The sequence below is a fragment of the Streptomyces sp. NPDC002935 genome (assembly GCF_040611295.1).
Lineage (GTDB): Bacteria > Actinomycetota > Actinomycetes > Streptomycetales > Streptomycetaceae > Streptomyces.
Genome location: NZ_JBEXNW010000004.1, coordinates 48,554 through 74,070, shown reverse-complemented (window position 1 = coordinate 74,070; position 25,517 = coordinate 48,554). Strand labels below are relative to the sequence as shown.

Annotated in this window: 19 protein-coding genes, 3 tRNA genes and 1 pseudogene; 14 read left to right on the top strand and 9 right to left on the bottom strand. The window is 69.0% G+C overall.

The genetic code is table 11. From position 1 onward, the window contains the following. Window positions 1-123 precede the first annotated feature (123 nt). Entirely contained in the window at window positions 124-1,083 is a 960-nt protein-coding gene (locus tag ABZX90_RS06215; RefSeq protein WP_355201860.1) for a D-2-hydroxyacid dehydrogenase family protein, read from the bottom strand. A 128-nt stretch (window positions 1,084-1,211) separates the two neighbouring features. Here ABZX90_RS06215 and ABZX90_RS06210 point away from each other — a divergent pair, with 128 nt between their 5' ends. Further along, window positions 1,212-1,799 (top strand): hypothetical protein, encoded by a 588-nt coding sequence (locus ABZX90_RS06210; protein ID WP_355201858.1) that lies wholly within the window; start codon window positions 1,212-1,214, stop codon window positions 1,797-1,799. 29 nt (window positions 1,800-1,828) lie between these two features. Further along, the gene (locus tag ABZX90_RS06205) at window positions 1,829-2,617 is read left to right on the top strand and encodes a YcnI family protein (RefSeq protein WP_355201856.1); all 789 of its coding nucleotides are present in this window, start codon (window positions 1,829-1,831) and stop codon (window positions 2,615-2,617) included. Between the two features lie 237 nt (window positions 2,618-2,854). Here ABZX90_RS06205 and ABZX90_RS06200 read toward each other — a convergent pair whose 3' ends face one another. The 4 genes from ABZX90_RS06200 to ABZX90_RS06185 all read right to left on the bottom strand — a co-directional run bounded on the left by ABZX90_RS06200 (window position 2,855) and on the right by ABZX90_RS06185 (window position 8,884). Beyond that, on the bottom strand, window positions 2,855-4,267 hold the full coding sequence (locus ABZX90_RS06200; RefSeq protein WP_355201854.1) for a Cys-Gln thioester bond-forming surface protein: 1,413 nt from the start codon (window positions 4,265-4,267) through the stop codon (window positions 2,855-2,857). 258 nt (window positions 4,268-4,525) lie between these two features. Further along, complete coding sequence (locus ABZX90_RS06195) at window positions 4,526-4,993, bottom strand: single-stranded DNA-binding protein (protein ID WP_355201852.1); 468 nt, start codon at window positions 4,991-4,993, stop codon at window positions 4,526-4,528. Window positions 4,994-5,126: 133 nt separating this feature from the next. After that, entirely contained in the window at window positions 5,127-7,271 is a 2,145-nt protein-coding gene (locus ABZX90_RS06190) for a GTPase (protein WP_355201850.1), read from the bottom strand. Between the two features lie 5 nt (window positions 7,272-7,276). Then, the gene (locus tag ABZX90_RS06185; RefSeq protein WP_355201848.1) at window positions 7,277-8,884 is read right to left on the bottom strand and encodes a dynamin family protein; all 1,608 of its coding nucleotides are present in this window, start codon (window positions 8,882-8,884) and stop codon (window positions 7,277-7,279) included. A gap of 310 nt (window positions 8,885-9,194) precedes the next feature. On the opposite strand from ABZX90_RS06185, the gene ABZX90_RS06180 reads away from it, so the two are divergent. Continuing rightward, window positions 9,195-9,270, top strand: a tRNA-Arg gene (locus ABZX90_RS06180). Between the two features lie 176 nt (window positions 9,271-9,446). Here the strand turns inward: ABZX90_RS06180 and ABZX90_RS06175 are convergent. Continuing rightward, window positions 9,447-10,061: a hypothetical protein gene (locus ABZX90_RS06175; protein WP_355201847.1), complete on the bottom strand. Its 615-nt coding sequence runs from the start codon at window positions 10,059-10,061 to the stop codon at window positions 9,447-9,449. A 6-nt stretch (window positions 10,062-10,067) separates the two neighbouring features. Here ABZX90_RS06175 and ABZX90_RS06170 point away from each other — a divergent pair, with 6 nt between their 5' ends. From ABZX90_RS06170 to ABZX90_RS06150, 5 genes are all read left to right on the top strand, one after another. Then, a complete protein-coding gene (locus ABZX90_RS06170; RefSeq protein ID WP_355201845.1) occupies window positions 10,068-10,424 on the top strand; it encodes a hypothetical protein in 357 nt (118 codons plus the stop codon). 175 nt (window positions 10,425-10,599) lie between these two features. Further along, window positions 10,600-11,025 (top strand): hypothetical protein, encoded by a 426-nt coding sequence (locus tag ABZX90_RS06165; protein ID WP_351128360.1) that lies wholly within the window; start codon window positions 10,600-10,602, stop codon window positions 11,023-11,025. Window positions 11,026-11,845: 820 nt separating this feature from the next. Beyond that, a tRNA-OTHER gene (locus ABZX90_RS06160) sits at window positions 11,846-11,917 on the top strand. A gap of 467 nt (window positions 11,918-12,384) precedes the next feature. Next, window positions 12,385-13,599 carry a PQQ-binding-like beta-propeller repeat protein gene (locus ABZX90_RS06155; RefSeq protein ID WP_351128358.1) on the top strand — a complete coding sequence of 405 codons (1,215 nt, stop codon included), beginning with the start codon at window positions 12,385-12,387 and terminating at the stop codon, window positions 13,597-13,599. 1,165 nt (window positions 13,600-14,764) lie between these two features. Continuing rightward, window positions 14,765-14,850 (top strand) — tRNA-Arg (locus ABZX90_RS06150). Between the two features lie 308 nt (window positions 14,851-15,158). Here the strand turns inward: ABZX90_RS06150 and ABZX90_RS06145 are convergent. After that, the gene (locus ABZX90_RS06145; RefSeq protein ID WP_355201843.1) at window positions 15,159-15,671 is read right to left on the bottom strand and encodes a hypothetical protein; all 513 of its coding nucleotides are present in this window, start codon (window positions 15,669-15,671) and stop codon (window positions 15,159-15,161) included. A 103-nt stretch (window positions 15,672-15,774) separates the two neighbouring features. On the opposite strand from ABZX90_RS06145, the gene ABZX90_RS06140 reads away from it, so the two are divergent. Then, on the top strand, window positions 15,775-16,497 hold the full coding sequence (locus ABZX90_RS06140; RefSeq protein ID WP_355201841.1) for a DUF6461 domain-containing protein: 723 nt from the start codon (window positions 15,775-15,777) through the stop codon (window positions 16,495-16,497). Between the two features lie 32 nt (window positions 16,498-16,529). Here ABZX90_RS06140 and ABZX90_RS06135 read toward each other — a convergent pair whose 3' ends face one another. Next, entirely contained in the window at window positions 16,530-16,934 is a 405-nt protein-coding gene (locus ABZX90_RS06135) for a hypothetical protein (protein ID WP_355201840.1), read from the bottom strand. A 173-nt stretch (window positions 16,935-17,107) separates the two neighbouring features. Further along, window positions 17,108-17,392, bottom strand: coding sequence for a DUF1876 domain-containing protein (locus ABZX90_RS06130; RefSeq protein WP_351134122.1), 285 nt, complete (start codon window positions 17,390-17,392; stop codon window positions 17,108-17,110). 355 nt (window positions 17,393-17,747) lie between these two features. Between ABZX90_RS06130 and ABZX90_RS06125 the strand changes: the two genes are divergently transcribed. The 5 genes and pseudogenes from ABZX90_RS06125 to ettA all read left to right on the top strand — a co-directional run bounded on the left by ABZX90_RS06125 (window position 17,748) and on the right by ettA (window position 25,512). Next, a complete protein-coding gene (locus tag ABZX90_RS06125) occupies window positions 17,748-21,482 on the top strand; it encodes a S8 family serine peptidase (RefSeq protein WP_355201837.1) in 3,735 nt (1,244 codons plus the stop codon). Window positions 21,483-21,619: 137 nt separating this feature from the next. Then, on the top strand, window positions 21,620-22,675 hold the full coding sequence (locus ABZX90_RS06120; RefSeq protein WP_355201835.1) for a helix-turn-helix domain-containing protein: 1,056 nt from the start codon (window positions 21,620-21,622) through the stop codon (window positions 22,673-22,675). Then, window positions 22,675-22,788, top strand: a pseudogene (locus ABZX90_RS06115) (NUDIX domain-containing protein); the annotation flags it as partial. The gene ABZX90_RS06120 and the pseudogene ABZX90_RS06115, both read left to right, overlap by 1 nt. 182 nt (window positions 22,789-22,970) lie before the next feature. Further along, window positions 22,971-23,543, top strand: coding sequence for a hypothetical protein (locus ABZX90_RS06110; protein ID WP_351134128.1), 573 nt, complete (start codon window positions 22,971-22,973; stop codon window positions 23,541-23,543). 304 nt (window positions 23,544-23,847) lie between these two features. Then, window positions 23,848-25,512: an energy-dependent translational throttle protein EttA gene (gene ettA, locus ABZX90_RS06105; protein ID WP_351134130.1), complete on the top strand. Its 1,665-nt coding sequence runs from the start codon at window positions 23,848-23,850 to the stop codon at window positions 25,510-25,512. Window positions 25,513-25,517: the final 5 nt, after the last annotated feature.

The window sequence follows — 25,517 nt, the reverse complement described above, 5'->3', positions numbered from 1 at the left end:
GCGGTGGCACGGACGCGACCGCACTTCCCCTTCAACGCGCCCACCCACACCTGGTCACGGGCGTTCACCAGAGGATCACCGTTCGACCTGACCGGCCGGGGCCGACCGGGCGGCCGAGCCGGGTCAGCCGAGGCGGCGCAGCGGTGTGCCCGCAAGCCACGCCTGGATGTTCTCGACCGCCGCGCTGTAGTACGTCGCGTAGTTGGAGCGCGACACATAGCCGAGGTGCGGGGTGGCCAGCAGGCGGGGGGCCGAACGCAGCGGGTGGTCGGCGGGCAGGGGTTCGACGTCGAACACGTCGAGGCCCGCACCGGCGATCCGCCCCGCGTGCAGCGCGGCCAGCAGCGCGTCCTGGTCGACGATCGCCGAGCGCGAGGTGTTGACGAGAAAGGCGGTCGGCTTGAGGAGGGCCAGTTCGGCGGCGCCGAGCAGGCCCCGTGTGCGGTCGCCGAGCGCGAGGTGGACGGAGACGAAGTCGCTGCCCGCCAGCAGCTCTTCCTTGGAGGGAGCGAGCTCCACCCCCACCTCGTCGGCCCGCTCCGCGGTGAGGTTCTGGCTCCACGCGCTGACCCGCATGCCGAAGGCGAGGCCCACCTGGGCCACCCGGGCGCCGATCTTCCCCAGCCCGAGCAGGCCGAGCCGGTGGCCGTCCAGATCGGTGCCGACGGTGCTCTGCCACGGGCCGCCCGCCCGGACCGCGTTGTGCTCTACGACGATTCCCCGCGCGAGGCCGAGCAGCAGCGCCCAGGTCAGCTCGACCGGGGGCGTCGAGGAACTCGGGGTGCCGCACACGGTCACGCCGTGCGCCTCGGCGGCCGCGTAGTCGATCACCGTGTTGCGCATCCCGGAGGCGATCAACAGCCTCAGCCTGGGCAGCCGGGCCAGGAGAGACGCCGGGAAGGCCACGCGTTCGCGCAGGGTGACGACGATCTCGAACTCCGCCAGCGCGGCGGCCAGCGCGTCCTCGTCGGTGAAGTGCCGGTCGAACGTGGTGACTTCCACGGTGTCCGCGACCGGCGACCAGTCGGCGATCTCGGTCGCGACGCTCTGATAGTCGTCCAGCACGGCACAGCGAAGTCGCATGTCGGGTCCCTCCCAGGCTCAGCCGGACCCTACCCGAGCGGTGGTCGGGGCAGCCGGGCCCCGCGTGACGCACGGCTCCTCGGGAAGCCGCGACGGTCACTCCGTCCCCATGGCAGTATCTGGGCTCCATGAGTGCGTCCCTGGCAGTACGGAGCTTGCGCGCGGCGTTGTTCGCCGTGCTGTGCGTGCTGCTGGCCGCCGGGGGGCACCTGCTCGCAACCGGGCAGGCGCCGCCGCGCTGGGCGGACGGTGCGGGGCTCCTCGCCGTCTTCGCCGTCGGCTGTCCACTGAGCGGCCGGGAACGGTCCCTGTTCGGGATAGGCGGCGGAATGCTGGCCGCGCAGGCCGGACTCCACCTCGGCTTCGAGGCCGCCCGGCCGCGCATGGCGATGACCATGCACGGGGCGTACATGACGCACCCGCACACACACGCCCTGACGCCCCATGCCACGGCTGCGCATGTCGCCGCCGCCCTGCTGGCGACCTGGTGGCTGCGGCGCGGCGAGGCCGCCCTGTGGTCCCTGCTGCGCCGGGCCGTGGCGTTCGTGCCGGGGCTCGCCGCCTGGTGGAGGGTGCGGACGGGACTGCCTTCCGCCCGGCCGCCCGGGGACACCGCGAGCGGGACTCCCGCCCAGCCGCGGCCGCTTCGGCAGGCGCTGCTGCGTCACGCCGTCTCCCGTCGGGGACCGCCGACAGGGCTCGCGTACACGCCCTGACCACGTTCCCACCAGTACGGAGTCCCCAGATGTCCCCGATGAGCACCACCCTGCGCCGGACCGGCACGGTCGCCGCCCTCACCACCGCGGGCGTCCTGGCCGCCGGCGGCGCGGCCTTCGCGCATGTGACGGTCCACCCCGAGAGCTACGCCAAGGGAGCCACGGACGGTCTCCTGAGCTTCCGTGTCCCCAACGAGGAGGACACCGCCAGCACCACCAAGGTGCAGATCTTCCTGCCCACCGATCACCCGGTCCTGGGCGTCCTGGTCACCCCGCAGGCGGGCTGGACCGCGAAGGTGACGACCGTCAAGCTGAAGAAGCCCATCAAGACGGACGACGGCACGATCACCAACGCGGTCTCCGAGATCACCTGGACCGGCGGCAGGATTCGCCACGGCGAGTTCCAGGACTTCGACGTCGCCTTCGGCCAACTCGCGGACGACACCGACCAGCTGAGCTTCAAGACCCTCCAGACCTACTCGGACGGCACGGTGGCCCGCTGGATCGAGGAGGCGAAGGGTGGTGAGGAGCCGGAGAACCCGGCTCCGGTCCTGGCCCTCACCGCCAAGGGCGCGGGAGAGGAGACCTCGGCAGGAGCCTCCGGATCCGACGCGTCCACGTCGTCCTCGTCGACCGCGTCGTCGTCCGCCTCGTCCGCCTCGTCCGCCTCGTCCTCGGAGACCGAGCAAGCGACCGCGAGCGACAAGAGCAGTGACTCCACCGCGCGCGCCCTGGGCACAGCAGGCCTGATCGTCGGCGTCCTCGGCCTGATCGCCGCCGGATTCGCCGTCGTGCGTGGCCGGAGCGCCCGCTCCTAGCCGGTGTGCGGCTGCCGCCCCGCCGGTGTCAACTTCCGTCGGCGGGGCGGCAGAACCCCGATGTCACGCCCCGCACCTCGTGGATCCCTCTGTGGGATGCCGTGGCCGGAACTTCGCCGGCCGCCGAGCAATGGCCGCCGAGCGCCGAGCGCGAGCACTGAGCCCTGACCGCCGAGCCCAGACCGCCGAGCCCAGACGGCCGAGCACCGAGCACCGAGCACCGAGGTGCCGTGCCGCTCAGTCCTGCGGCGGTGTCTGCTTCCTGCGGAGGAGAACCACCACCGCTCCGCCGATCAGCACGAGGGCGATGGCCACGCCCGCGATGACCGGAGTCGCGTCGGAGCCGCCGGTCTCGGCGAGATCGGTGCCCCCGCCGGAGGCGCCGCCCACCGACGCCGGGCTCGGCTCGCTGAGCGTCTGGGTCGAGATGTCGCTCGTACCGCCCTGCGTCTTGCAGTCCAGCACGCCCTTGAACCGCTGCTCGACGCCGTTCGGGCCGGCGATCGTGAAGTCGTACGCCTGGTCCTCCTGCAGCGGAATGGTGATCCGCTGGGAGACGCCTGCCTCGATGGTGTGCTCGATCCCCATCAGCTCGAACGTGAAGGCCTCGTCGCCGCCCTTGTTCGCCGCGGTGATGTCCACACCGCCCTTGGCGCAGTTCTTCTCGGCGGACAGGGCCGGTATCGCGCCCTTCTCCGCCCAGTTCGCGGTCGCCGTGGCGGAGACGGTGGACTCGCTGGAGCCCGCGAGGATCTGCGTCTGGCTGCGGGTCTCCGAGGTGAAGGCGCGGCCGACCGGGACGGTCGTGGAGGCCTGCACGGCGAGCGAGGCGGAACCGTCCGCGCTGTCCTTCGGTACGTCGAAGAAGAGCCGGCTGCCGTCGACCGCGGAGGTGATCGCCTTGCCGTCCTTGTCGACGACCTGCACCCCACTGGCGGCGGTGTCCGCGGGGGGCGTCACCGTCACGCTGGCCGCGTTGGTGTGCACCGTGACCGGGCCGAGTCTCTCGCCCGCGTGGCCGGAGACCGCGGTCGGGGCGAGCGTCAGCGAGGCCTCGGGCTCCAGCAGGTTCCGCGCGTTCTTCTGCAGATAGTCCGCGAGCTTCTCCGCCTGCGGGTCCGACGCGTCCACGTCGGCGCCGTCCGAGTACCGCCAGATGGCCACCTGGGTGCCGGCCGCCGCGTCCTGCTCGGTGAGGCCCGTGACACCGGCCTTCTCGGCCAGCGCCGCCAGGTCGTTCACCTGCGGGTAGGAGTTCTGCAGGATCCAGCGGATCCTGCCCGCGTCCTTGTTGCCGCTCAGCGACGTGCCGCTCCAGGAGGTCTCCTGGTACCTGGCGTCCGGCTGTGTCGGGTTGTGGAGGTCGATGCAGTAGGTCTGCAGCATGCCGCCGTCGTCGACGGACATCTCGAACAGGCCGGCCGAGACCCAGGAGTCCTCGCCGTTGTCATGGATGACCGCGGACCCGTACGTCTTCAACTCGCCGATGGTGGCGGTCGCTCCACCCTGGCGCTGCGGGGTCCCGTCGGCGACGGCCGTGCCGGCGGTGGCGATCGTCCCCGCGGCGGCGAGCCCCCACACCACCGTCGCGGCGGCGAGGCGGGCGGCCCCTCGCCTGCGCGCGGACAACACAGAGAACGCAGAAAACACAGAATTCCCCTTCGAGCAGGACCCTTTGACATGGGGGACGGTCCCGCCAGCAGAATCAGAAGCCCCGAGAGCTGTGTTCGGCATCCTAAGGAAGCGGTGCATCGCTCCCCCCGGTCATGTCATCCGATAACCGATCCGACTCGGAATCGTTATCGCGAGCACGGTCGTGAGCTGCGCCTATCGACAAATCCACGAGTGCGGTCCGGGGTGTATTTGTCGATAAGCCGCAGTTCGGTCAGATGATGGCCGTCTCTGACATCACGTCACCCCGGCTGGTTCGGGACGCTGTTGGGACGTCTCCTCCGGCGGGGCGTCCTGCGCCGATTCCCAACTGGGCTCGGGGCGGTGCGCCGAAGCCGGCTCGCCCTCCTTGGACGGACGCCGGAAGGCCGACGTACCGCGCGAGAGATCGTGGCCGATCGCCACCGCGTCGATGTCCGCCGATGTCCAGCTCTGCCCGTCGCGTGTCTCGGTGCGCACCTTCAGCCTGCCCTGCACGATGACGGGATCGCCCACCGACACCGAGGCCCCCACATTCGTGGCGAGCGCGCGGTTGGCCCACACCGTGAAGAAGTTCGTGTGCCCGTCCGTCCACCCGCTCTTCTCGCGGTCCCAGTACCGCGAAGTCACCGCCAACCGGAATCGCGCCGACGCGCCGTTCGCCAATTCCCGGTACACGGGCCGTGTCGCCACATTGCCCACCGCGCACACCATCGTCTCGTTCATCGTGAATTCCTCCCGTGCGAATGCGTCTGCCGCGGCGAGCGCTTGCGCTGCGATCGCCGCGGGATTCAGACTGCCTCCGCCGGGCCGAGCCCGCTGAGCGCTGTGTACCGCCGGCCGGTTGTGGAGAACCGCGTCACCCGACCGGGGCACCCGCCTTCGCCGTTCCCATGACCCGCCCGTACTGCTCCCGCACCTCGCGGTACCGCAGCAGTTCCGCGGCCACGGGATCCAGGACCCGGGCTCTTCCGCACCCGGCGGCGGCCTCGCGCAATCGCCGTTCCGCTTCGAGCCCGTAGCGCCGGGCGGGCCCGCGGGCCGCCATCCTGCTGCTCCACTCGACGGCCGGGCCGCCGATGATGCCCGCGACCATCAACAGCACCGGAACCCCGAGATTCGGTGACATGACCCCGATGATCTGCCCCACCAGCCAGAGCCCGCCGATGACCTGGAGGATCGTCATCGAGGCCTGCGCCAGCACCGCGACGGGCCACCAGCCGGGCCGCGGCGGCCGTCCCGCCGGTGTCGTCGCGCGCGCCGCCATGTCGTCCAGCGCCTCGGGCAGCCCCTGGGCGCCGCGTACGGCCGCCTCGCGCACCGCCTGCGCCCACGGCGCGGGAAGCCCGTACGCCGCCCGGTCCGCGACCGTCCGCACCGCCTGCTCGACGCGCTGGCGCGCGGTGGCCTCCTCGTCCGCGGGGGTGCGCACGGGCATGCGCCCGGTCGGGGGTTCGCGCCGGTCCTGATACCAGCGCCACAGCCGCAGCCAGGGCGTGCCGCACGCGCGGTTGGCGTTGCGCCGCCAGGCCCGCTCGGCGGCCTCGCCGGTCGCGACGGCGCCCACCGCGTCCGCGAGCCTGTCCGCGAACTCGTCGCGCGCCTCCTCGCTGAGCCCGACCCGCCGCCCGGTCGCGTAGACGGGCCGCAGTCGTGCGGCGGCCGCGTCGAGATCGGCCGAGATCCGCCGTGCGGCGGCGCCGCGCTCCGCCACGAACTGGCCGAGACACTCCCTCAGTTCGGCGATTCCCTGCCCGGTGAGCGCGGACAGCGAGAGGACGGTCGCACCCGGTTCGCCGTACTCGCCGAGCGCGATGCCGTCCTCGTCGAGCAGCCGCCGCAGATCGTCGAGCACTTGGTCGGCGGCTTCGCCGGGGAGCCGGTCCACCTGGTTGAGGACCACGAAGGTGACCTCCGCGTGCCCGGCCAGGGGCCGCAGATAGCGCTCATGGAGCACGGCGTCCGCGTACTTCTCCGGATCGACCACCCAGATGACCGCGTCGACGAGCGCCAGGACGCGGTCCACCTGCTCGCGGTGCTGGACGGCCGCGGAGTCGTGGTCGGGCAGGTCGATCAGGACCAGGCCGCGCAGTTGTGCCTCCGCCTCGGCGCTCTGCAACGGGCGTCTGCGCAGCCGCCCGGGGATGCCGAGCCGGTCGATGAGCGTGGCCGCGCCGTCGCTCCAGCTGCAGGAGATGGGGGCCGAGGTGGTCGGCCTGCGCACGCCGGTCTCCGAAATGGCCACGCCCGCGAGCGCGTTGAAGAGCTGCGACTTGCCGCTGCCCGTGGCCCCGGCGATGGCGACGACGGTGTGCTCCCCGGAGAGCCTGCGTCGGGCCGCCGCCTCGTCCAGGACCCGGCCCGCCTCGGCGAGCGTCTTGCTGTCGAGACGCGCGCGGGAGAGGCCCACCAGCTCGCGGAGCGCGTCCAGACGCGAGCGCAGCTGTCCGTCGTACGCGAGGGGGGCCGGTACGGCCGGGACGGTGGCTTTCGTCTCCACCAGCGGCGTCTGGTACCGGCCGGCGGCCGTCTCGCTCACGCGCCGTGCGATGAGTCCGTCGTCCCAGACGGGACCGTCCTCCGCGCGCGTCGGATCGTCGCCGTCCCCGCGCGCGGGGGACTCGGCCTCGGTGGCCTCCGCCGAAGTGTCCTGCCCGGACGTGGCGTCGCCCTGCGCGGCCTCGCCGTTCCCGTCTTTCCCCCCACTCCTGTCTCTCCTGTCACTCCCGTTACTCCTGTGGCTCTCGCCGCTCTTGCCGCCCTTGGCGTCTTCGGCGCCCTTCCGGGACCCGGCCGCGGAACTCGCCGCATCCGGGGGGCCGTTCTCCGAGTCGGGCGCGGCGCGGTCATTGCCCTCGGGGCCGTCGGCGCCCGCGGTGCCCACCTCGGAGGAAGCGTTCTCGGGGGCGCCGCCTTCGGAGCGGTCGTCTCCGGGACGGCCGTCCTCGGGTCGCTTGTCTCCGGGACGGTCGGCGTGATCCGTGTGGTCAGTGACGGCAGTCACCGCGGTCACCTCTCCTTCTGCAGTACGGACAGCGCGGCGATGAGTTCGGCCTGGGGTTCTGGATGGACGTCGAGCGCGTCGAGCGGCGCGAGACGGCGCTCGCGCTCGGTGTGCAGGGCCTTGTCGATGAAGTCCGTGAGCAGCCGGCCGCCCTTGTCGCGCAGCCGCAGCGCGCCGTGCGCCCCGATCCGCTCGGCGAGTCCCTCGCCCGCGCTGCGCGCCCTGCGGCCGCCCAGGAGCGCGGTGGCGACCAGAGCGGCGACCACCGCGGAGTCCGGCGCGACACTCTTGTCGAGGTCGCGCACTTCGTCCTCGGCGTACTCCTCCAGGACGCGCCGCCAGCGTCGTACGGCCAATCCGATGCGGTGCTCGGCGCTCTCCAGCGTCGGATCACGGTCCGTCAGCCCCGGCGCTCCCGCGGCCGGTTCGCGGCGCCAGGCGTCGTCCACACGTTCGTCGGCGGCCGTGACGGAGCACAGCAGCAGGGCCGACAGGCTCTCCACGAGCGCGTCCAGCAGTTCGTCCGCGGTGCAGTCGAGGGGATAGGCGCGCCAGCGCTTGAGGGCGTCGCCGGAGAGCACGGCCCCGGCCTGCAGACGCCCCTTCGCGCGCGTGTGCTCGCTGTCGTACGCCCCGTCGACGGCCGCGGTGAGCCGTGTCGCGGCGGCGTACTGAGCGGCGGCGGCACTGGCCAGTTCCGGCATCCGCGACTTCAGGGAGTCGAGGACTCCGTGGGCCGTGCGGGCCATCGCCGCGTGGCGGGCCCCCGGATCCTGGGCCTGGTGCGTGAGCCAGGTACGCAGCGGGGCGACGGCGGTGGCGGGCAGCAGGCCGCCGCCCCAGGCGGACTCGGGCAGTTCGGGCACGGTGAAGCGGGGTACCTCGCCGAGTCCGGCCTTGGTGAGCAGTGCGCCGTACTGGCGCGAGACCTCGGACACCACCTGGTGCGGCACCCGGTCAAGGACCGTCACCAGGGTCGCCTTGTGCTCCTTGGCGGTGCGCAGCAGATGCCACGGCACGGCGTCCGCGTACCGTGCGGCCGTGGTGACCATCACCCAGATGTCGGCCGCGCAGATCAGTTCGGCGGCCAGCACACGATTGTCGGCCACCAGGGAGTCGACGTCGGGTGCGTCGAGGAGGGCGAGGCCGCGGGGGAGCGTGTCGGCGGTCTCGATGCGCAGCACCCGCTCCCCGCGGTCGGTGAGGGCGGGGAGGTCGTCGCCGGGCTCCTGATGGGGCACCCACACGCGCGTGAGCTGGGGCAGCACGCGCATACCGCTGAACCAGTGGTGGTCCTCCGGATGGCACACCAGCACCGGCGTACGGGTCGTCGGGCGCAGCACGCCCGCTTCGCTGACCCGGCGCCCCACAAGGGAGTTGACGAGGGTCGACTTGCCCGCGCCGGTGGACCCCCCGATGACGGCGAGAAGCGGTGCTTCGGGTTCTCTCAACCGGGGCACCAAATAGTCGTCGAGTTGTGCGAGCAGTTCGTCGCGGTTGGCACGCGCGCGTGGAGCCCCCGCCAGGGGCAGCGGAAAGCGCGCGGCGGCGACACGGTCGCGCAGGGCGGAAAGTGCGTCGAGCAGCTGAGGCCGTACGTCCAAGGTCACCACATGCGAAGAATGCCCAATTTTGGAGTCTTTCTGAAGCATATGGGTATGTCTGCGCGCCGACAGGACACACGGGGCGGAAGGGATGACTGGGACGCAGGCATAACGAGTGCACAACACCCGATGCGCGAGACGCCAAAAGCGGTGCACGATTCGTACCTGCCTGCGATTATCAGGACCGCTTCACTGAACCTCCACATCGAGCCACGGAGGCGAAGCACGAGGGACAGGGATGCGGGAGCCCTATTCTTGTCCCCGGCAAGGTCACGGATCAGCCCACACCCGGGCACCAGGACACAGGCCGACACACCCGGCCCCCGTAGCTCAGTGGATAGAGCAGGCGCCTTCTAAGCGCTTGGCCGCAGGTTCGAGTCCTGCCGGGGGCGCCAGTCTCCGCCCTCCCTTTGGGAGGGCCTTTTTGCTGGTCAGGACATGTTTCACCCGATACGACGAAGCCCCGAACACCTCCCCGACGATCAAGGGGAAGGTCCGGGGCCGTCCGGCTGTCACCGGGTTTTCGCGGGTGGCCCTGTCGAATACGTGTCGAAGTTTTCGGCGAGGGGCCTCAGCCCGCGGCGGGCGGCTCGGGAAGATCTCCCGCGGCTTCGAGGCGCCTTTTCAAGTCAGGGAGCTGTCCCTCGACGCATCGCGCGTAGGTCGCCAGGAGCACCGGGACGCTGTTCCCGGCCCAGTCCGCCACCTGGGCGGGTGGAATCCCGTCGTTGAGCCATTTGGTCAGGCGCGTGTGTCGGTTGTCGTACACCCGCCGTCCCGTGGGCGAGTCGAAGACGTGCGGGGGCAGGACGGCCTTGCGTGCACTGCGCCACGCCCGACGGATGACCGACCCGGCGAGAATCCCGCCCGTCTCCCCCTGAAACAGGAGATCACCGGGCTTGAGCTGCTCGTCCTCGACGTGCTGCCGCAAGATGCGCGTCAGCGCGGGATGCCCTGGTGCGGTGCGGGTCTCACCCTCGGCGCGGCCCTTCAGATCGCGTTCCTCGTGGATCTCTCCGGTGTCGGTCCACTGCTTGCCGACCTCCGGGGTAGCCGTGTGGATCAGCAGCTCGCACCACTGGTCGACGGCAGACGGGATGGGAGCCGGGGTGAGTGGTGGGCTGGAGAAGCCATCTGGCCGGCCGTTGGTTCGGCTGTCGCCATGGAATGCCCTGCCTGCGATCATTCGGGCATGACCTACGATCTTGCCGTTTGGGAGGGAGAGCCCCCGCTCGACGACATCGAAGCGGGCTCCGTCTACGACGAGCTGTATGAGCGCTACCTGGAGTCGGAGGACGTTGCCGTACCACCGTCTCCGCGTATTGAGGCGTACGTACAGGCACTCGTTGAGCGCTACCCCGAGGATGATCACGACGGCTACAAGAGCCCCTGGGCATCCCCGCCGTTGATCGCCGAAGCGTCCGGACCGATGGTGTATCTGCTGATGTCCTATAGCCAGGTCGAGGAAGTCTCGGAATACGCTGCCCAACTGGCCAGGAGTCACGGATTGGTCTGTTTTGATCCACAGGGTGAGGACTTGCGGCCTTGAGGTTTGGCGACGGAAGCGCGACCACGACCCCGGGTGAGTCGGCGCAATACAGCAACGAAGTACAGCAACCACCGCGCCCGCTGCCCACCGCGACCAGTTCCGGACCACTAGCCAGTTGAATTGGCTCCACCTGGGGTGTTCCGGTGGCACCGAACGAAGGGGAGGACCCATCCGCATGATGAACCCGCCGTCCGAGCGCGCCCTCGTCTTCGCTGCCGACCTGACCCGCGAGGACGTTCGCGCTATGGAAGCTTTCCTCAACGCTCAGTTGGGGCGGGTGTATGAGGAGGTCGGCGAGACCGGCGAGACCTCCTTCGCGATGCGGTCCCTGCTCATCCTGGTCAGTGACTCGGCAGGTCTCCTGGACATGCTGCTCCGGGTAGAGCGCCCCGAGCCGTGGCAACGGGCCGCGATCGTGCGTGAGTGGCGGCGGCTGCGTAGTACCGCCCATGACTTCAACCACTGCGTCGGCTACAACCACGACCGCTGGTGGAACCAAGTGCGGCACTATGACTCAGCAGACGAGACCGCCGAGCAGGAGCGGATCCGTCGATTCGCCAACGTTGGGCCGCTCACCGAGACGGCCGACGAAGACGGCTAGGACGGTACGGACTAGCAAGACCTAAGGCCTGTACTCGGGACCGTGCAGCCCAGCGGCCGGACGCCGCGCCTTCGGCTCCGTTAAGCCTGGGGCAACCCCGTGGCGACGTGTCCACGTTGGAGTGTGGGCACCAGCGTCACGGCCGGCGAATCCCGGACCATTCTTGCGTCGGGGAATCAAGCCCGATGACTCCCCTGACATCAGCGCCTGACACCAACAAGGGCGAACAGCCGTGGTCGGCGCCGACCGTCAGCAGACTGTCAGTCGAGGTACCGGATGGGCGGACCCGCATCGACAGCACCCCGTCATCGACCTGATAAAGATGAGGTCAACTCGCAAAAAGCTGCGTTCCGCGTCGGCGTCGGCCTCAGCGTTCCACGGCGGTCCGCCAGCTGAGGCAGTAGCCAGTCGGTTTTGAGGCCACCGTGCACGCCGCGGGAGGGAGGAAGCGATGAAGCGGTCCGTAGGAACTTGGGTACGAGTCCGGCGTGCGCGCCGACAGCGCTGGGATGCAGACATCATCCGCGCCCTCCAGATCACCGTCCCATGGCCCACGCAGGAACGAGCACGACAGCTGATCCAGCAGGGGAAGTGGCGAGAAGCAAGCACCGAGATCACGGGAGCGACGGGCTACGACCGCCGGGATGCCAGATGCGTCGTGCTCGCCCTGACGCACGGTTGCAAGGTCCCCACCCCCTGCCGCCTTCCTTGGACTCGGAGGCGACCGACCCCGAACGTCTCTGACATCCACAGGTGACATCAACAGCGCCGGACGTAGACACGCATGCACGGCCCGGCACGTCCGTCCTGATCAGGCTGGGCCCTTGCCGGGCCGCGCCTGGATCGAACTCCTAAAGCGGGTGTCGCAGGTTCGAATCCTGCCAGGGCACCAGGCAAAACGGCCCGGACCGATCATGGGCCGGGCCGTTTTGGCGGCAGGCTTTGACGGCATTCGTCTCTGAATCGTCCTAGTTGGTCGCACATCGCCCCACTCACTGCCGCCCATCGGGTGTACCAGGGCTTCGACGCGTCCGCACCGCAGGCTGCAGGCGCAAGCTGGGCTCCCGGCTTGATCCGGCGGCAAGATTCGCGGCCCCCGAGCACCCGCGTCGGCACCGGCCACCCGTCTGGGCCTCCTCACAGCGCGGTATCGCGTGGTCAGCGAGGGGTGACAGGCCGCTTCAGAAGCTGATAGGAAGATCGCATTGTCCGGCCGATCACTCGAGTAAGCATCCGGCAATCGGCTCCTCGGCGATCACACAACGAGCGCACACGTCTCGCCACTGCAATCCCGCACACGACGCCGACCAGGACCAGCCCGCCTCCCCGCGGTCAGACCTTCGCACCTCTGGAATTGCCATGCCCTCTTCCCTCAGTCCTCGCCTGGCCAACGCCCTCCTGCTGGCAGCCGTCGCCATTCCCGCCCTTACTGCTTGCAGCACCGACTCCCGCCCCGCTCATGTTGCGTCCGCTCCGACCGCCTCGGTAGCCAGACCCGGGCCGTTCGGTCCACGAACCCTCGCGTCCCAGCCGCGTGAGCTCAGCAGCAAGCCGATTGCGGTCGGTGCTGGTGTCGTGCTGACGCTGCCGGACGACCGATCGTCCTTGGTTGCCTACGACCCGGCTACCGGTGCTCAGCGATGGAAGTCATCCGTCAGGTCCGGCTACGCCGAGCAGGCATGGCCCGTCGGTAGCGACTTCATCGTCAGCTGGGGAAACCAGTCACCTGAGGGGAACGACCAGAGCACCGTGGGCGACTTTGTGGCACGCCTCAACGGGCGAACCGGAAAACCTGTCTGGGCCACCAGAGTCTCCGAGTGGCCCAGTCGGGGCGGTGGCAGCATCAGTTTCCGCCCAAGGGCGGGAGTCGTACTGGTCTCAGGCCAATCGCGTTACAGCTGGACGACCGCTCTGGATCTGGAGTCAGGCAAGACTCGGTGGAATCAGACCGACTCTGTGCTCACCGCCCACGATTTTGACGCCGGCGACTTCGGGGGAAACTACGCCCTTGTTTACAAGCAGTTGGACTCGTATGCGGACACCGGGCGCCTCATGCGCATCAATCCCTTCAAAGGAAAGGCCCTGTGGACGGTAGCCTTGGGCAAGGCATACGGCACCACCTTGTACAACGTGCGCAATCACGTTGTGGTCTCCCGCCGCGGACGCGACGGCGTGGGAATCGTGATGTTCCTCGATGGTGCCACCGGCAAGCGAGTCTCTGTGATTCATGGTGCGGTACGGGCACACGACGACAACATCGTCGTCGTCTCTTCCGAAACCGGCGTAGCTGCCTACGACCAGAGCGGAAACAAGCGCTGGGAGGTGGCCGACCTTGTGATCGAGGACGGCCGGCGCGCCTTCAGCGATGGCAAGACCGTCTATTTGCTCACCGGCAGCGAGAAGCAGGGCACGCTCAGCCTCGTGGGCTTGGACGCCGCGAGCGGTAAGCAGGTGGCATCCCTGACGCATCAGATGGAGGCTGAGCTGCTCGGCACCGTCAACGGCTTCCTTGTTGCCGAGAGCCCCTACGGAAATGAAGGACTGATCTTCGCCAGCAAGCCGGAACACGCTTGAAATCGTGACTCAGGCGGTACGCAGTCCGTTCCGCAGTTGTAGGGCACGGTGCCAGCGCGTTCGGAACAGATTGGGCCCAGTCAGATCGAGCCTCCTGGTTCCCTCCGTGCTGAGTCCGGCACGGGCATCGTCGACGCACACCGGGGGAGAGGTACCAGGTTTTGGCGGGGCACAGCACAGGCCCGGAGTACGGGTGATCACGGCCGCACCACAAGCGCACCAGATCGAGTGGGGAACAACGGGCAACAACGGTGAAAGCTGCCGAGGCCGAGAGGACAACGCCCAGGTCGTTCGCCAGGTCAGCGGACAAGCGGGCCTCAAATGCCCGCAGCTTCCCAAGCTCAGAGCATGGGTTCGATTCCCGTCACTCGCTCCAACAATTAAGGCCCAGCTCAGGGGTATGATCCCAGAGCCGGGCCGCTCTGTTGTCTAGACCGATTTAGGCGTCACGCACCAAAGCGCAGCGAGTCGCCCTGGGCCAGGGCGTCCGCCCGTCGGCCGGATTGGAAGTGGCCGCGGGAATACCGGCCCAACCCCCGCCAGGTTCAGAGCAGGGCGCCGATCGCGGTGGTAAGGAAATCTGACAGGGAAGCAAGTATCGAGGTCAACAGCATGGATGTCACATCCTTCTTCTCGGGCTCTCTTGCGGGCCCTGGGGCGGACCCGCGGACCTCCTGATCCTCACCCGCCAAAGAGATCAAATACCATAAATAGATCATCGTTCACCCTATCGGCCCACGGCACGGGACAGCCTGGGTGGACTCCATGGGCAGGGCGCGCCGTCCGCGAAGAGCCGGGCCGAAGCAAATGGGGAGCTGTCCGCGCTGTCCGGTTACAGAGGGCACAGCGCCACCGCGGGTGTTCCAGCCGTCGGCGAAGCCGCCCTGATGGTCGGGAACGCTCCTCTCAGTTGGGCAGGGCCCGCGTGTCCGCGTCGAGGGCGGCGGTCGCAGGCGGTAGCTCGGTAGTCGACTGGCTGCTCGTACCCGCCTTGAAAGCGGAGCCGGGCCGTCTGTGGGCCGTCGGAGGGCGGCCCACAGTGACCGATATCGACCGTGGACGGCCGCTTGGTCGCAGGTCACCGCTGCCTCGGTGTGGGTCGTTCGCGGTCCGTTCGGCGCCGAACAAGTTCCCAAGTGGTAAGCCGTCGTAGGCGCGGGTGATTGCCCAGGTCGGGGCCCAGCCACAGGCGTACGGGCCAAGCGCCTTCTAAGCGCTTGGCCGCAGGTTCGAGTCCTGCCGGGGGCGCCAGTCTCCACCCTCCCCTTTGGGAGGGCTTTTTGCTGGTCAAGGAACGTTTGACTCCTGGCGCGGATAACCGGACCGCCTCCACGTGACTACGGAGAGGGTCCGGCGCTGTCCGGTCGGCACCGTGTTTCTGTGGGTCGCCGTGTCGCATACGTGTCGGAAGTTCTCGTAGGCCCGTCGGAGGACCTCTGGCGTGGTGTGGCTCGGACTCGCCGGTGTCGTCGCCGGTTCGCACACGGCCGATGTCCTGGAGATCGCCGCGCCGGAAGGCGGCAACCGGCCTTCCCGAGGGTCCTTACGCGGGGAACGCATCAGTCCTGGCCCTGTCGCCTCTGAGCCGTGGAGTAACGCAGGCCAGAAGCGCAGACGCCGTTCCGGGGGTCCCATGCGAGCCAGACGCTTCCCCAGGGGAAGTCCTTCTCGTAACCGGTGCCCCGGCCAGGAAGCCGGCCGGGGCCGAATGCCCGGGTAAGGATCTGCGTCATCTGGTCCATCTCCTTGGCCACGGTGCCCGGGCTGGGCCGGCCACCCGGGTACTCTCCCCCTGCGACTCGTATCGACCAGTCGACCTGTGACAGGTGGCCGTGGAAGGCGCCGAGCGACAACGTGCACGGTCGACCGTTCAGCGTGGTGCTGCTGACAGTCGTCCACGTCCAGCCGTTGCCCATGTCGCTCCGCGACGTGACCATCGCCGCGAGGTCGACCGGGAGTTCCGCCATCCTCACCCGACGACTGATCTTCGCGGCGAGTCCGCTGATGCTGATCGACCCGTCCGTGACGTCGAACGTGACGGCCTTACCGAGCTCAGCGTTCGCCGATGTCATTGACGGCTCCGTCCCTGATCGTCTGCTGTTCTCGCTGGGGCAAGATGCGTCCAGTCCAGCCCAGCCCAGCCCAGTGTCAGTGGGTGTTGGCAGGATGCGTCGTATGACTTCCGCCACCGCGGCCGATTACGGCTGGATACGTTCCTCGTCCTCGCTGTTCGCCTATGGGCTGGACGTCGGGTACACCCTGACGATGGTGCGGGGAGTCTCGCCTTCGGAGTTGTTCCGGATCGTGGGGGCCGAGCCGCGAGGTGTGTGTCAGGGGCTCAACGAGCTCATCGAAGCGCAGCAGGAGTTCTTGGACGGGTACGAGGAGTGGCCCGAGGCCTTCCTCGCAGGAGCGTTCACCGCGCAGGGCGAGGGAGGGGACTGGACTCTCGCTCTGGAGTTCGGAGGTGATCTGGGCACGCGAGCGCGCCTCATGGAGGCACTCTCCGCCGGGACGCGTGCTGTCTCGCATTCGAGCAACGGGGGGAAGCCCATGGACTTCTTCCACTGGTACGAAGAGGGCGAGTTGCGGACCACTTTCGAGTGGCCCGCGGCCAGGACCGGCAGCACTCCCGATGAGCTGAACGGCCTGATGATGGAGGTCGGTCTCAACCCGTCGGGGGACGAGGATCCCGGTGTCGACAGGAAGGCGGCGGTCCTGGCGCTGACAGAGCGCCTCACAGGCGTACGGGTGACCGAGGAGCTACTGGCGGAGGCCGAGTACCAGGTGGGCGAAGTCCCGGAGGAACCCGCCGAGGAGTGGCAGAGCATCACCATCGACCTCTCGGACGCGCACGGCGAGGGGACACACGTACAGCTGCGACGAGATCACCTCTGACACGCGAGGTGTCGGCAGACCGTGCCCGGACTTCAATGTCCCCGGGGCCGCCCGACCCGTCGTTTCGCAGAGGCGATCGCGGAAACGACGGCGGTCACGGCGAGGCTTCCCACCATGATCAACCCCACGCCGACCATGAAGAGGCCGCTGGAGTCGTCCGACCAGTCGTAGTAGGCGGCAACGGTGAGGCCGGCCGTGGTGCCGAGCACAGCGCCTGCGATGTAGCGCCGGGATGCCGCCCAGTACACCGGTACCAGCAGAGCCAGCACCAGCCCGATCACCTGCCACGCCTCGTACGGACCGGTCGTCGTGCCGTCGGGTTGCACGTCACGATGCTGGTCCCAGCCCAGCCAGGCAGCCCATACCGCCAGCGACACCCCGGCCAGCAGGAGGATCGACACCAGCTGGGGCACAGGTCTCAGTGGTCCTTGACTCATGACCCAAGCGTTTCCGCTCGCTCCATCACCGACCAGAGCGCAAGTACTCAGCTCCGCCCGAGTACATCAGTCATGGACGGAGCGAGTGCGCCGAGGCTGGGCCCAGGTCGGCTGTCCAGCAGCCAAGGGAGCCGAGCGACCTCGCTGCGGCCGGAACGGCCCTGTCGCCCCGGTCACCTGAGTGTGTGCGACGTCCTGCCCGATGCCGCGTCGATCTCGTCGTGGGCCTTGGTCAGCAGTTGCATGGCGAGCTCGTTCAGAGCCCTCCCGCCCGCGACCTCCTCGCCGACCCTGGGCTGGTTGGAGTCGGAGGGGTGGCGGCTGGCGTACCCGTGGGCGCGCACCTCGCTTCCGTCGGGGAGCCGCAGAAGGGCGGCCGCACGGGTGCGGTGCTCGTCCTCCTGGAATTCCATCTCGACGTGCCACCCGACCGTGGTCCGTGTCTGCGTCTGTGTCATCGCGCTCACCTCCGAAGCCGCCGCCCCCTGGTGAAGCCCCTAAGAAGAAGTGTGCGCCTCCAGCCGTCCTGGCACGAGGTGAGGGCGCGGAGGGTCACGCGACGTGGTGCGCCTGTCGCTGTGCTGCGACCGCGGCTGCCGTCCTCGCCCGAGCGCCCCGGTGGAGTCACGGCCGTCACCGGGGGCGAGCGGTCGACAAGGGCGCGTGCTGTGATCGCTGACTGAATGCCCGTGTCTGAAAAGTGGGACCTCGCCTGGACGTGCGCGGTTTGCGTTCCGGCAAGTCCTTGCCATGGCGAGGACTTGCCGTCATCCGGCCTTCACGTCGGCGTGAACCGGCCGATAGACCCTTGGCATGTCCTCCCCCTTTCAGTCTTCCGCCTCCCGGCGCAGGCGTCGGCGGCTCGTCTCCGCCGCCACCGCGTTGCCGCTGCTGGCGTCGGGGCTCGCGCTTCTGCAAGCGCCCGCACAAGCCGCTCCGAGCAAGCCCACGGTTCCCGCCAAGGCCTCGGCGACCCACAAGGTCACCCTGGTCACCGGCGACATCGTCACAGTCACCACGATGGCCGACGGCAAGCAGACCGCCGACGTCGACCGTCCGGACAGCGCCGTCGGGGGCGTGAAGATCCAGGAGATCAAGGGCGATCTGTTCGTCATCCCGGACGAGGCGGCTCCGCTGCTGGGCACGGACAAGCTGGACCGGCGGCTCTTCAACGTCACCGACCTGATCGAGATGGGCTACGACGACGCGAAGTCGGCCGCGGTGCCGCTGATCGCGGCGTACGCCCAGCCGAAGTCCCGCTCTGCCGTCGAGCCGACGGCCCCCCGCGGCAGCAAGCTGACCCGCAAGCTCAAGGGCATCCACGGTGCCGCGCTGAGCACCGAGAAGCGGCAGGCCCGCACCTTCTGGACCACCGTCGCGCCGCAGGGCAGCGCGAAGTTGGGCGCGGGTGTGTCGAAGCTGTGGCTCGACGGTCGCGTGAAGGCCAGCCTGAAGGAGAGCGTGCCGCTGATCGGCGCGCCCGAGGCATGGAAGGACGGCTACACCGGCAAGGGCGTCAAGGTCGCGGTGCTCGACACCGGCATCGACGTCAACCACCCCGACTTCGCCGGCGCGATCGACGGCACGACCAGCTTCGTGCCGGGTGAGACTGTCACCGACGTCAACGGGCACGGTACGCACGTGGCCGGCACGATCGTCGGTTCCGGCGCCGCCTCCGGCGGCGACAACAAGGGCGTCGCCCCCGGCGCCGACCTGTTCGTCGGCAAGGTGCTCGGCGGCGCGCAGGGCTCCGGCCAGGACTCCTGGGTCATGGCGGGCATGCAGTGGGCCGCCGAGTCCGGTGCGGACGTCGTCAACATGAGCCTCGGCGACTCCTACCCGACGGACGGCAGCGACCCGATGTCGCAGACGGTCGACGCGCTGTCCAAGCAGTACGGCACGCTGTTCGTCATCGCCGCCGGCAACGCGGGCCCGGAGAGCATCTCCGCCCCGGGTGCGGCCGCTTCGGCGCTGACCGTGGCCGCCACGGACAAGCAGGACCGGCTCGCGTCCTTCTCCAGCACCGGCCCGCTGGCCTACTCCGGCGGTATGAAGCCGGACATCGCGGCGCCCGGCGTGGACATCACCGCGGCCCGCTCGCAGGACATGACCGACGGTGGTGAGGGCCTTTACCGCACCCTCAGCGGTACCTCCATGGCCACTCCGCACGTGGTCGGCGCGGCGGCGATCCTGGCCCAGCGGCACCCGGACTGGACCGGCGCGCAGCTCAAGGAACACCTGATGAGCACCGCGAAGGGCCTGGACGGCGGGTACTCGCCGTACGAGGTCGGCACCGGTCGTGTCGACGTGGCCGCGGCCGTGCGCACCACGGTCCGCGGTACCGGATCGCTCTTCTTCGGCAACTACACGTGGCCGCACGAGCCGGGCGACGTCGCCGTGACGAAGGACCTGACGTTCACCAACGCCGGTTCCGCCGCCGTCACGCTGGATCTGGCGCTGACCGACGGCGGCGGCCCCTTCTCGCTGGGAGACACCACGGTGACCGTCCCGGCGGGCGGCACCGCCGCCGTCCCGGTGACCGGCGACCCGCAAGCCGCCTCGGCAGGCCGGCACGTGGGCTACGTGACAGCCACCGACAGGGCCACCGGGAAGCCGGTGACCCGCACGTCCGTGGCGCTGCTCAAGGAGGAGGAGCGCTACGACCTGAACGTCAAGCTGGTCGGCCGGGACGGCAAGCCCGCCGCCGGCTGGGTCACGATCAACCTGGCCGGCGACTTCTGGCCGTGGAACGTCTACGTCGACGGCTCGACCACCATGCGCATGGCACCCGGCCAGTACAGCGTCGCGGGGTACCTCGACGTGGCCGGCGAGAAGGCGGACCGCTCGGGTCTGGCCGTGCTCGTCGACCCGGAGACCGTGCTCAAGGACGGCTCCGCCGACGTGGTGCTGGACGCGCGCAAGGCACACCTGCTGCAGACCGAGGCACCACAGCGCACCGAGGACCGCCAGCGCAAGGTCGACTTCAACGTCCACTACAAAGGCCTCGACCCGTTCATGGACTACCGCAGCGCGTACGTGGTGCCGCCGACGTACGACGACGTCTACGTCGCGCCGACGGAGCCGATGAAGCAGGGCGAGTTCATGCTGACCACCCGCTGGCGCAAGGGCGAACCGCAGCTCAGCGTGAGCACGTCGGGCGGTCGCCTCCGCCTCGACGCCCTGGTGCAGGCGGGTAGCGCTCTGGGCACCGCCACGGACAGGCTGCACACCGTCTACGCGGGCGACGGCTCGGCGGCCGCCTACGAGAAGGTCAGGGCCAAGGGCGCGCTCGTCGTCATCGAGCGCAGCGACGAGGTCTCGCCGCAGGAGCGCGCCGAGGCCGCGGCCTCGGCCGGCGCGAAGGCGCTGATCGTGGTCAACGACGGTGTCGGTGCCCTGAGGGAGTACGTCGGCGAGTCGGCCATTCCGGTCGCCACCGTGCACCGCGATGCGGGCAAGTCCCTTGTCTCGATGGCCAAGGCCGGCATCTTCGAGCTGACCGTGAAGCAGACCGAGTACACGCCGTTCGTCTACGACCTGACCCGGGAATACCCCGGCCAGGTGCCGGACCGGGCGCTGGTCTACAAGCCGACGAAGAGGGACCTCGCCCGGATCGACGCCCGCTACTACTCGGCCACGGGCGGCACGTCGGCGGAAGGTTACCGGTCCGACTTCACCCTCAGCCCGTCGTTCAACTTCCCCGAGCGCGAGTGGCACCCGGGCACCCGCACCGAATGGGTGACCCCGGGCCAGAACTGGAGAGAGTTCCACGCTCAGGGCGTCGACGGAGACCTGCCCTGGGTGATGGTGTCGGGCGACAACACGTACGCCAAGGGCAGCACCACCCGTCTGGACTGGTTCGCTCCGGCGACCCGGCCCGGCCAGAGCGAGTCCTTCGGCGTGTACAACTCCCGCTGGCAGAACTACATGACCTGGAACGTGCAGCCGTGGGCCTCCGCCAGCGACAACATGCGGCTGGGCGGCTTCCTGGACTGGGGTGAGACGCCGACCCACCTGCAGGTCTTCCAGGGCGACACGCTGATCCACGACAACCCGTACAGCACCGACATGCAGTGGGTGGAGGTCCCGGCGGGCAACCTGCCCTACCGCGCCGTCCTCGACGCGGAGCGGCCCGGTGACGTCTTCCGGCTGTCGACGCGCACCCACACCGAGTGGACGTTCATGTCCGACACCGTCGACTCGGACTTCTTCGAGCCGTTCTCGGTGCTGAACCTGGACTACAAGCTGGAGTCGGACCTGCACGGTGACGTGAAGGCCAATGCGACGCAGCGGATCGCGCTCAAGCCGGTGTCGATGGGCCTCGGCAGCGTGCCGGGCAAAGTCACCACGGTGAAGCTGGACGTCTCGTACGACGACGGTGCCACCTGGCAGAAGGTGACCCTGGCCAAGGGCGCCGACGGCTATTGGAAGGGCTCGTTCAGGACGGCGAAGAAGCCCGGCGGCTTCATCTCGGTCCGCGCGAGCGCCGGGACGGACCGCGGCTTCAGCGTCAAGAACGACATCATCCGGGCGTACGGCCTGCGATGAACCGCACTGTCGGGCCCCGGGGAGGCGACTCCCCGGGGCCCTTCCCGTCACACCTGCTCCCAGCAGGCACTATTCAGTCTCTGCCGTCATGGCGGATACTCTCCCCGCTGCGGCAAGTGGAAGAAGGTCGGTCGCCGATGCTGGACGCTCTGGGCCTCGGACCCGATGACGAGCGCGTCTACCGGGCGCTGGTCGGACGGCCGAACTCCACCGCGACGCTGCTGTCGGATCTGCTCGACGTACCGCGGGTCCATGTCGACAAGGCCTTGTCCCGCCTGGTCGAGTGGGGACTGGTGATCGGGTCGGCGGACGAGCAGTTCACCGCCGCGCCGCCGGCCATGGCGTTCGGCGCGCTCATCACTCAGCGCCGGGACGGGCTGCGGATGGCCGAGCAGGCACTGGTGACCCTCGCCGAGGAACACCGGGCGGCGATGACCGGGAACAGCATCAACGATCTGATCGAAGTCGTCACGGGCCGCGGCGCCATCCGTCATCGCTTCCTCCAGGTGCAGCAGGCGGCCCGCACGCAGGTCCGCAGCTTCATCACGGCACCGTTCCTCGCCGTCCCGCCCGACGAGAACACGGCCGAGCCCATGGCCATCGGCCGCGGTGTGCAGTTCCGGGCGGTACTGGACCGGGCCGTGCTGGCGGAGCCGGGCATCATCACCGACGCGATCGATTCACTGCGCAACGGCGTGCAACTGCGTGTCGCCGACCAACTGCCGATGAAACTCGTGCTGGCCGACGCCGACCTCGGCCTGGTCCCGCTCGCGGTCACACCGGCCGGAGAGCCCGGCGCCGTGCTGCTGCACCGCAGCGGCCTGTTGGACGCGTTGGACGCGCTGTTCGAGACGGTATGGCGCACCGCCCACCCGTTCGAGCTGTCGGGCACCGGCACCGGAGCTGAAACCACCGTGGAACTCGGCGCGGAAGGCCCGACCGACCTCGACCGAAGGATCCTCGCGCTCCTGCTGGCCGGCCTGACCGACCAGACGACCGCCGCACAGCTGGGCCTGTCACCGCGCACGCTGCACCGACGCCTGCGCCACCTCATGGACATGGCCGGAGTCCGTACCCGGATGCAGCTCGGCGCTCACGCCGTCCGACACGGCTGGGCAGAGCCACCGGTGCCGAGCCGGCAGGCGTCTTCTCCTGCGACGGCGACGGCGACAGCGACGGCGACGGAGTGGTGATCGGTGAAGACGGCCGACTCCTGGCGATCCGCCGCGCGGACAACGGCACTTGGGCACTTCTGGGCGGCGTTCTCGAGCCCGACGAGACTCCCGAGGCCGGCGTCGCCCGCGAGGCCCTGGATGGCTCCCGCGAGGTAGGGCCGCGCATTGCTGGTCCCATCCCGACCGCCTTCGACTCCGGCTGCACCTTCGCTCGATGCGTGTTGGTATGGAGCCGTGGGCCCGCCCCAAGCAGGCATGGTCATGCACGGTAGTCAGGTCTTGATCCGGTCACTCATCCGCGGAGGATACGCACATGACCTCCGACCCCGACCCGGTCGCGGAATCTGGGCAGGAATCGGTGGTCATCGCCAGCTTCGATGGACACCGGGACGCCGAACGCATGCTGGCATCGCTCGGGCGGGGTTTTCGCAGGAAGGCCCGCAAGGGCGGAACGACTGCTGTCGTCATCAGAGGCAACACCGACGGGTCACTGAAGCTGACCCAGTCTCGCGTGATGACAGCCAATGACCTGACTTACGCCCTGATGTCCGTCTCGCTCGCATGGACGGTCGGACTCATGGGACTCCGGTCGATGTTCAAAGGGGCCAAGGGCGAGGCCCACGCCGCGCACGTGCGTCAAGGACACCTGCGGGCGGATGCACACCAAGCCCACGAGATCCTCGCCGAAGCCGGCCCACACGCGGCAATCACGTTGGTCCGTTGCGAGGACCAGGACACGCGGCAAATGGTCGTCGCAGCCGCCGCCGACCGGGCAAGACGAAGCTGGGACGGCTCGCTCACAGATCTTCTCGCAGCCCTCGATACCGGAAGCACTCACGACTGGGTGCGCGCCGCCCTCGGCGAGCCCACCAGCACGAACCGCTAAGGCCTGTCCCGCAGTCATGATCTGGGTGAATGCGGGTGCGTCACCGGCCTGGCCTGGCGTGAGTACGAAGGCCAGTGCCTCCGGTGTGGGTGCCGGTCGGCCGAGTCATGGGCCGTCCCTGGGCCGTGCGAGGTTGCTCAGCGGTGACCGGCGGTGGCAGTCAGTAACAGACCGGCTACGGGTGAGGACGGGGAAGGGCCAGGTCACGGCCCCGGGACCGAACGGGTTTCCCCCGAGGGGTAGCCGTCAGGCAAGATGGGGTGTATCTGCCCACTCCCGATTTCAAGCGTCCGGACGGTTTCTCTTGGCTGAGTTCATTTACACCATGCGCAAGACGCGCAAGGCGCACGGCGACAAGGTGATTCTCGACGACGTCACCTTGAGCTTCCTGCCGGGTGCGAAGATCGGTGTGGTCGGTCCCAACGGTGCCGGTAAGTCCACCGTTCTCAAGATCATGGCGGGCCTTGAGCAGCCCTCCAACGGTGACGCGTTCCTGTCGCCCGGCTACAGCGTGGGCATGCTGCTCCAGGAGCCCCCGCTCGACGAGTCCAAGACGGTCCTGCAGAACGTCCAGGACGGTGCCGCCGAGATCATGGGCAAGCTGCACCGGTTCAACGAGGTCGCCGAGCTGATGGCGACCGACTACTCGGACGCGCTCATGGAGGAGATGGGCAAGCTCCAGGACGACCTGGACCACGCCAACGCGTGGGACCTGGACACCCAGCTCGAGCAGGCCATGGACGCCCTCGGCTGCCCGCCCGGCGACTGGCCGGTCACCAACCTCTCCGGTGGTGAGCGCCGCCGCGTCGCGCTGTGCAAGCTGCTGCTCGAGGCCCCTGACCTGCTGCTTCTCGACGAGCCCACCAACCACCTGGACGCCGAGTCCGTTCAGTGGCTGGAGCAGCACCTCGCGAAGTACCCCGGCACCGTCGTCGCCGTCACCCACGACCGGTACTTCCTCGACAACGTCGCCCAGTGGATCCTGGAGCTCGACCGCGGTCGCGCCATTCCGTACGAGGGCAACTACTCCACGTACCTCGACAACAAGGCCTCGCGTCTCAAGGTCGAGGGCCAGAAGGACGCCAAGCGCGCCAAGCGGCTCAAGGAAGAGCTGGAGTGGGTGCGGTCCAACGCCAAGGGGCGTCAGGCCAAGTCCAAGGCGCGTCTGTCGCGCTACGAGGAGATGGCCGCCGAGGCGGACAAGATGCGGAAGCTGGACTTCGAGGAGATCCAGATCCCGCCGGGCCCGCGCCTGGGCTCCATCGTCGTCGAGGTCAACAACCTCTCCAAGGCCTTCGGCGACAAGGTCCTGATCGACGACCTCAGCTTCACGCTGCCGCGCAACGGAATCGTCGGCGTCATCGGCCCCAACGGCGCCGGCAAGACCACGCTCTTCAAGATGATCCAGGGCCTCGAGACCCCGGACTCCGGCACGATCAAGGTCGGCGAGACCGTCAAGATCTCGTACGTCGACCAGAGCCGCGAGAACATCGACCCGAAGAAGTCGCTGTGGGCCGTCGTCTCCGACGAGCTGGACTACATCAACGTCGGCCAGGTCGAGATGCCGTCCCGCGCCTACGTCTCCGCCTTCGGATTCAAGGGTCCCGACCAGCAGAAGCCGGCCGGTGTCCTCTCCGGTGGTGAGCGCAACCGCCTCAACCTCGCGCTGACCCTCAAGCAGGGCGGCAACCTGCTGCTCCTCGACGAGCCCACCAACGACCTCGACGTGGAGACGCTGTCCTCGCTCGAGAACGCGCTGCTGGAGTTCCCGGGTGCGGCCGTGGTCGTCTCCCACGACCGCTGGTTCCTGGACCGGGTCGCGACCCACATCCTCGCGTACGAGGGTGACTCCAAGTGGTTCTGGTTCGAGGGCAACTTCGACTCGTACGAGAAGAACAAGGTCGAGCGGCTCGGTGCCGACGCCGCGCGCCCGCACCGCGCCACCTACAAGAAGCTGACCCGGGGCTGATCGAT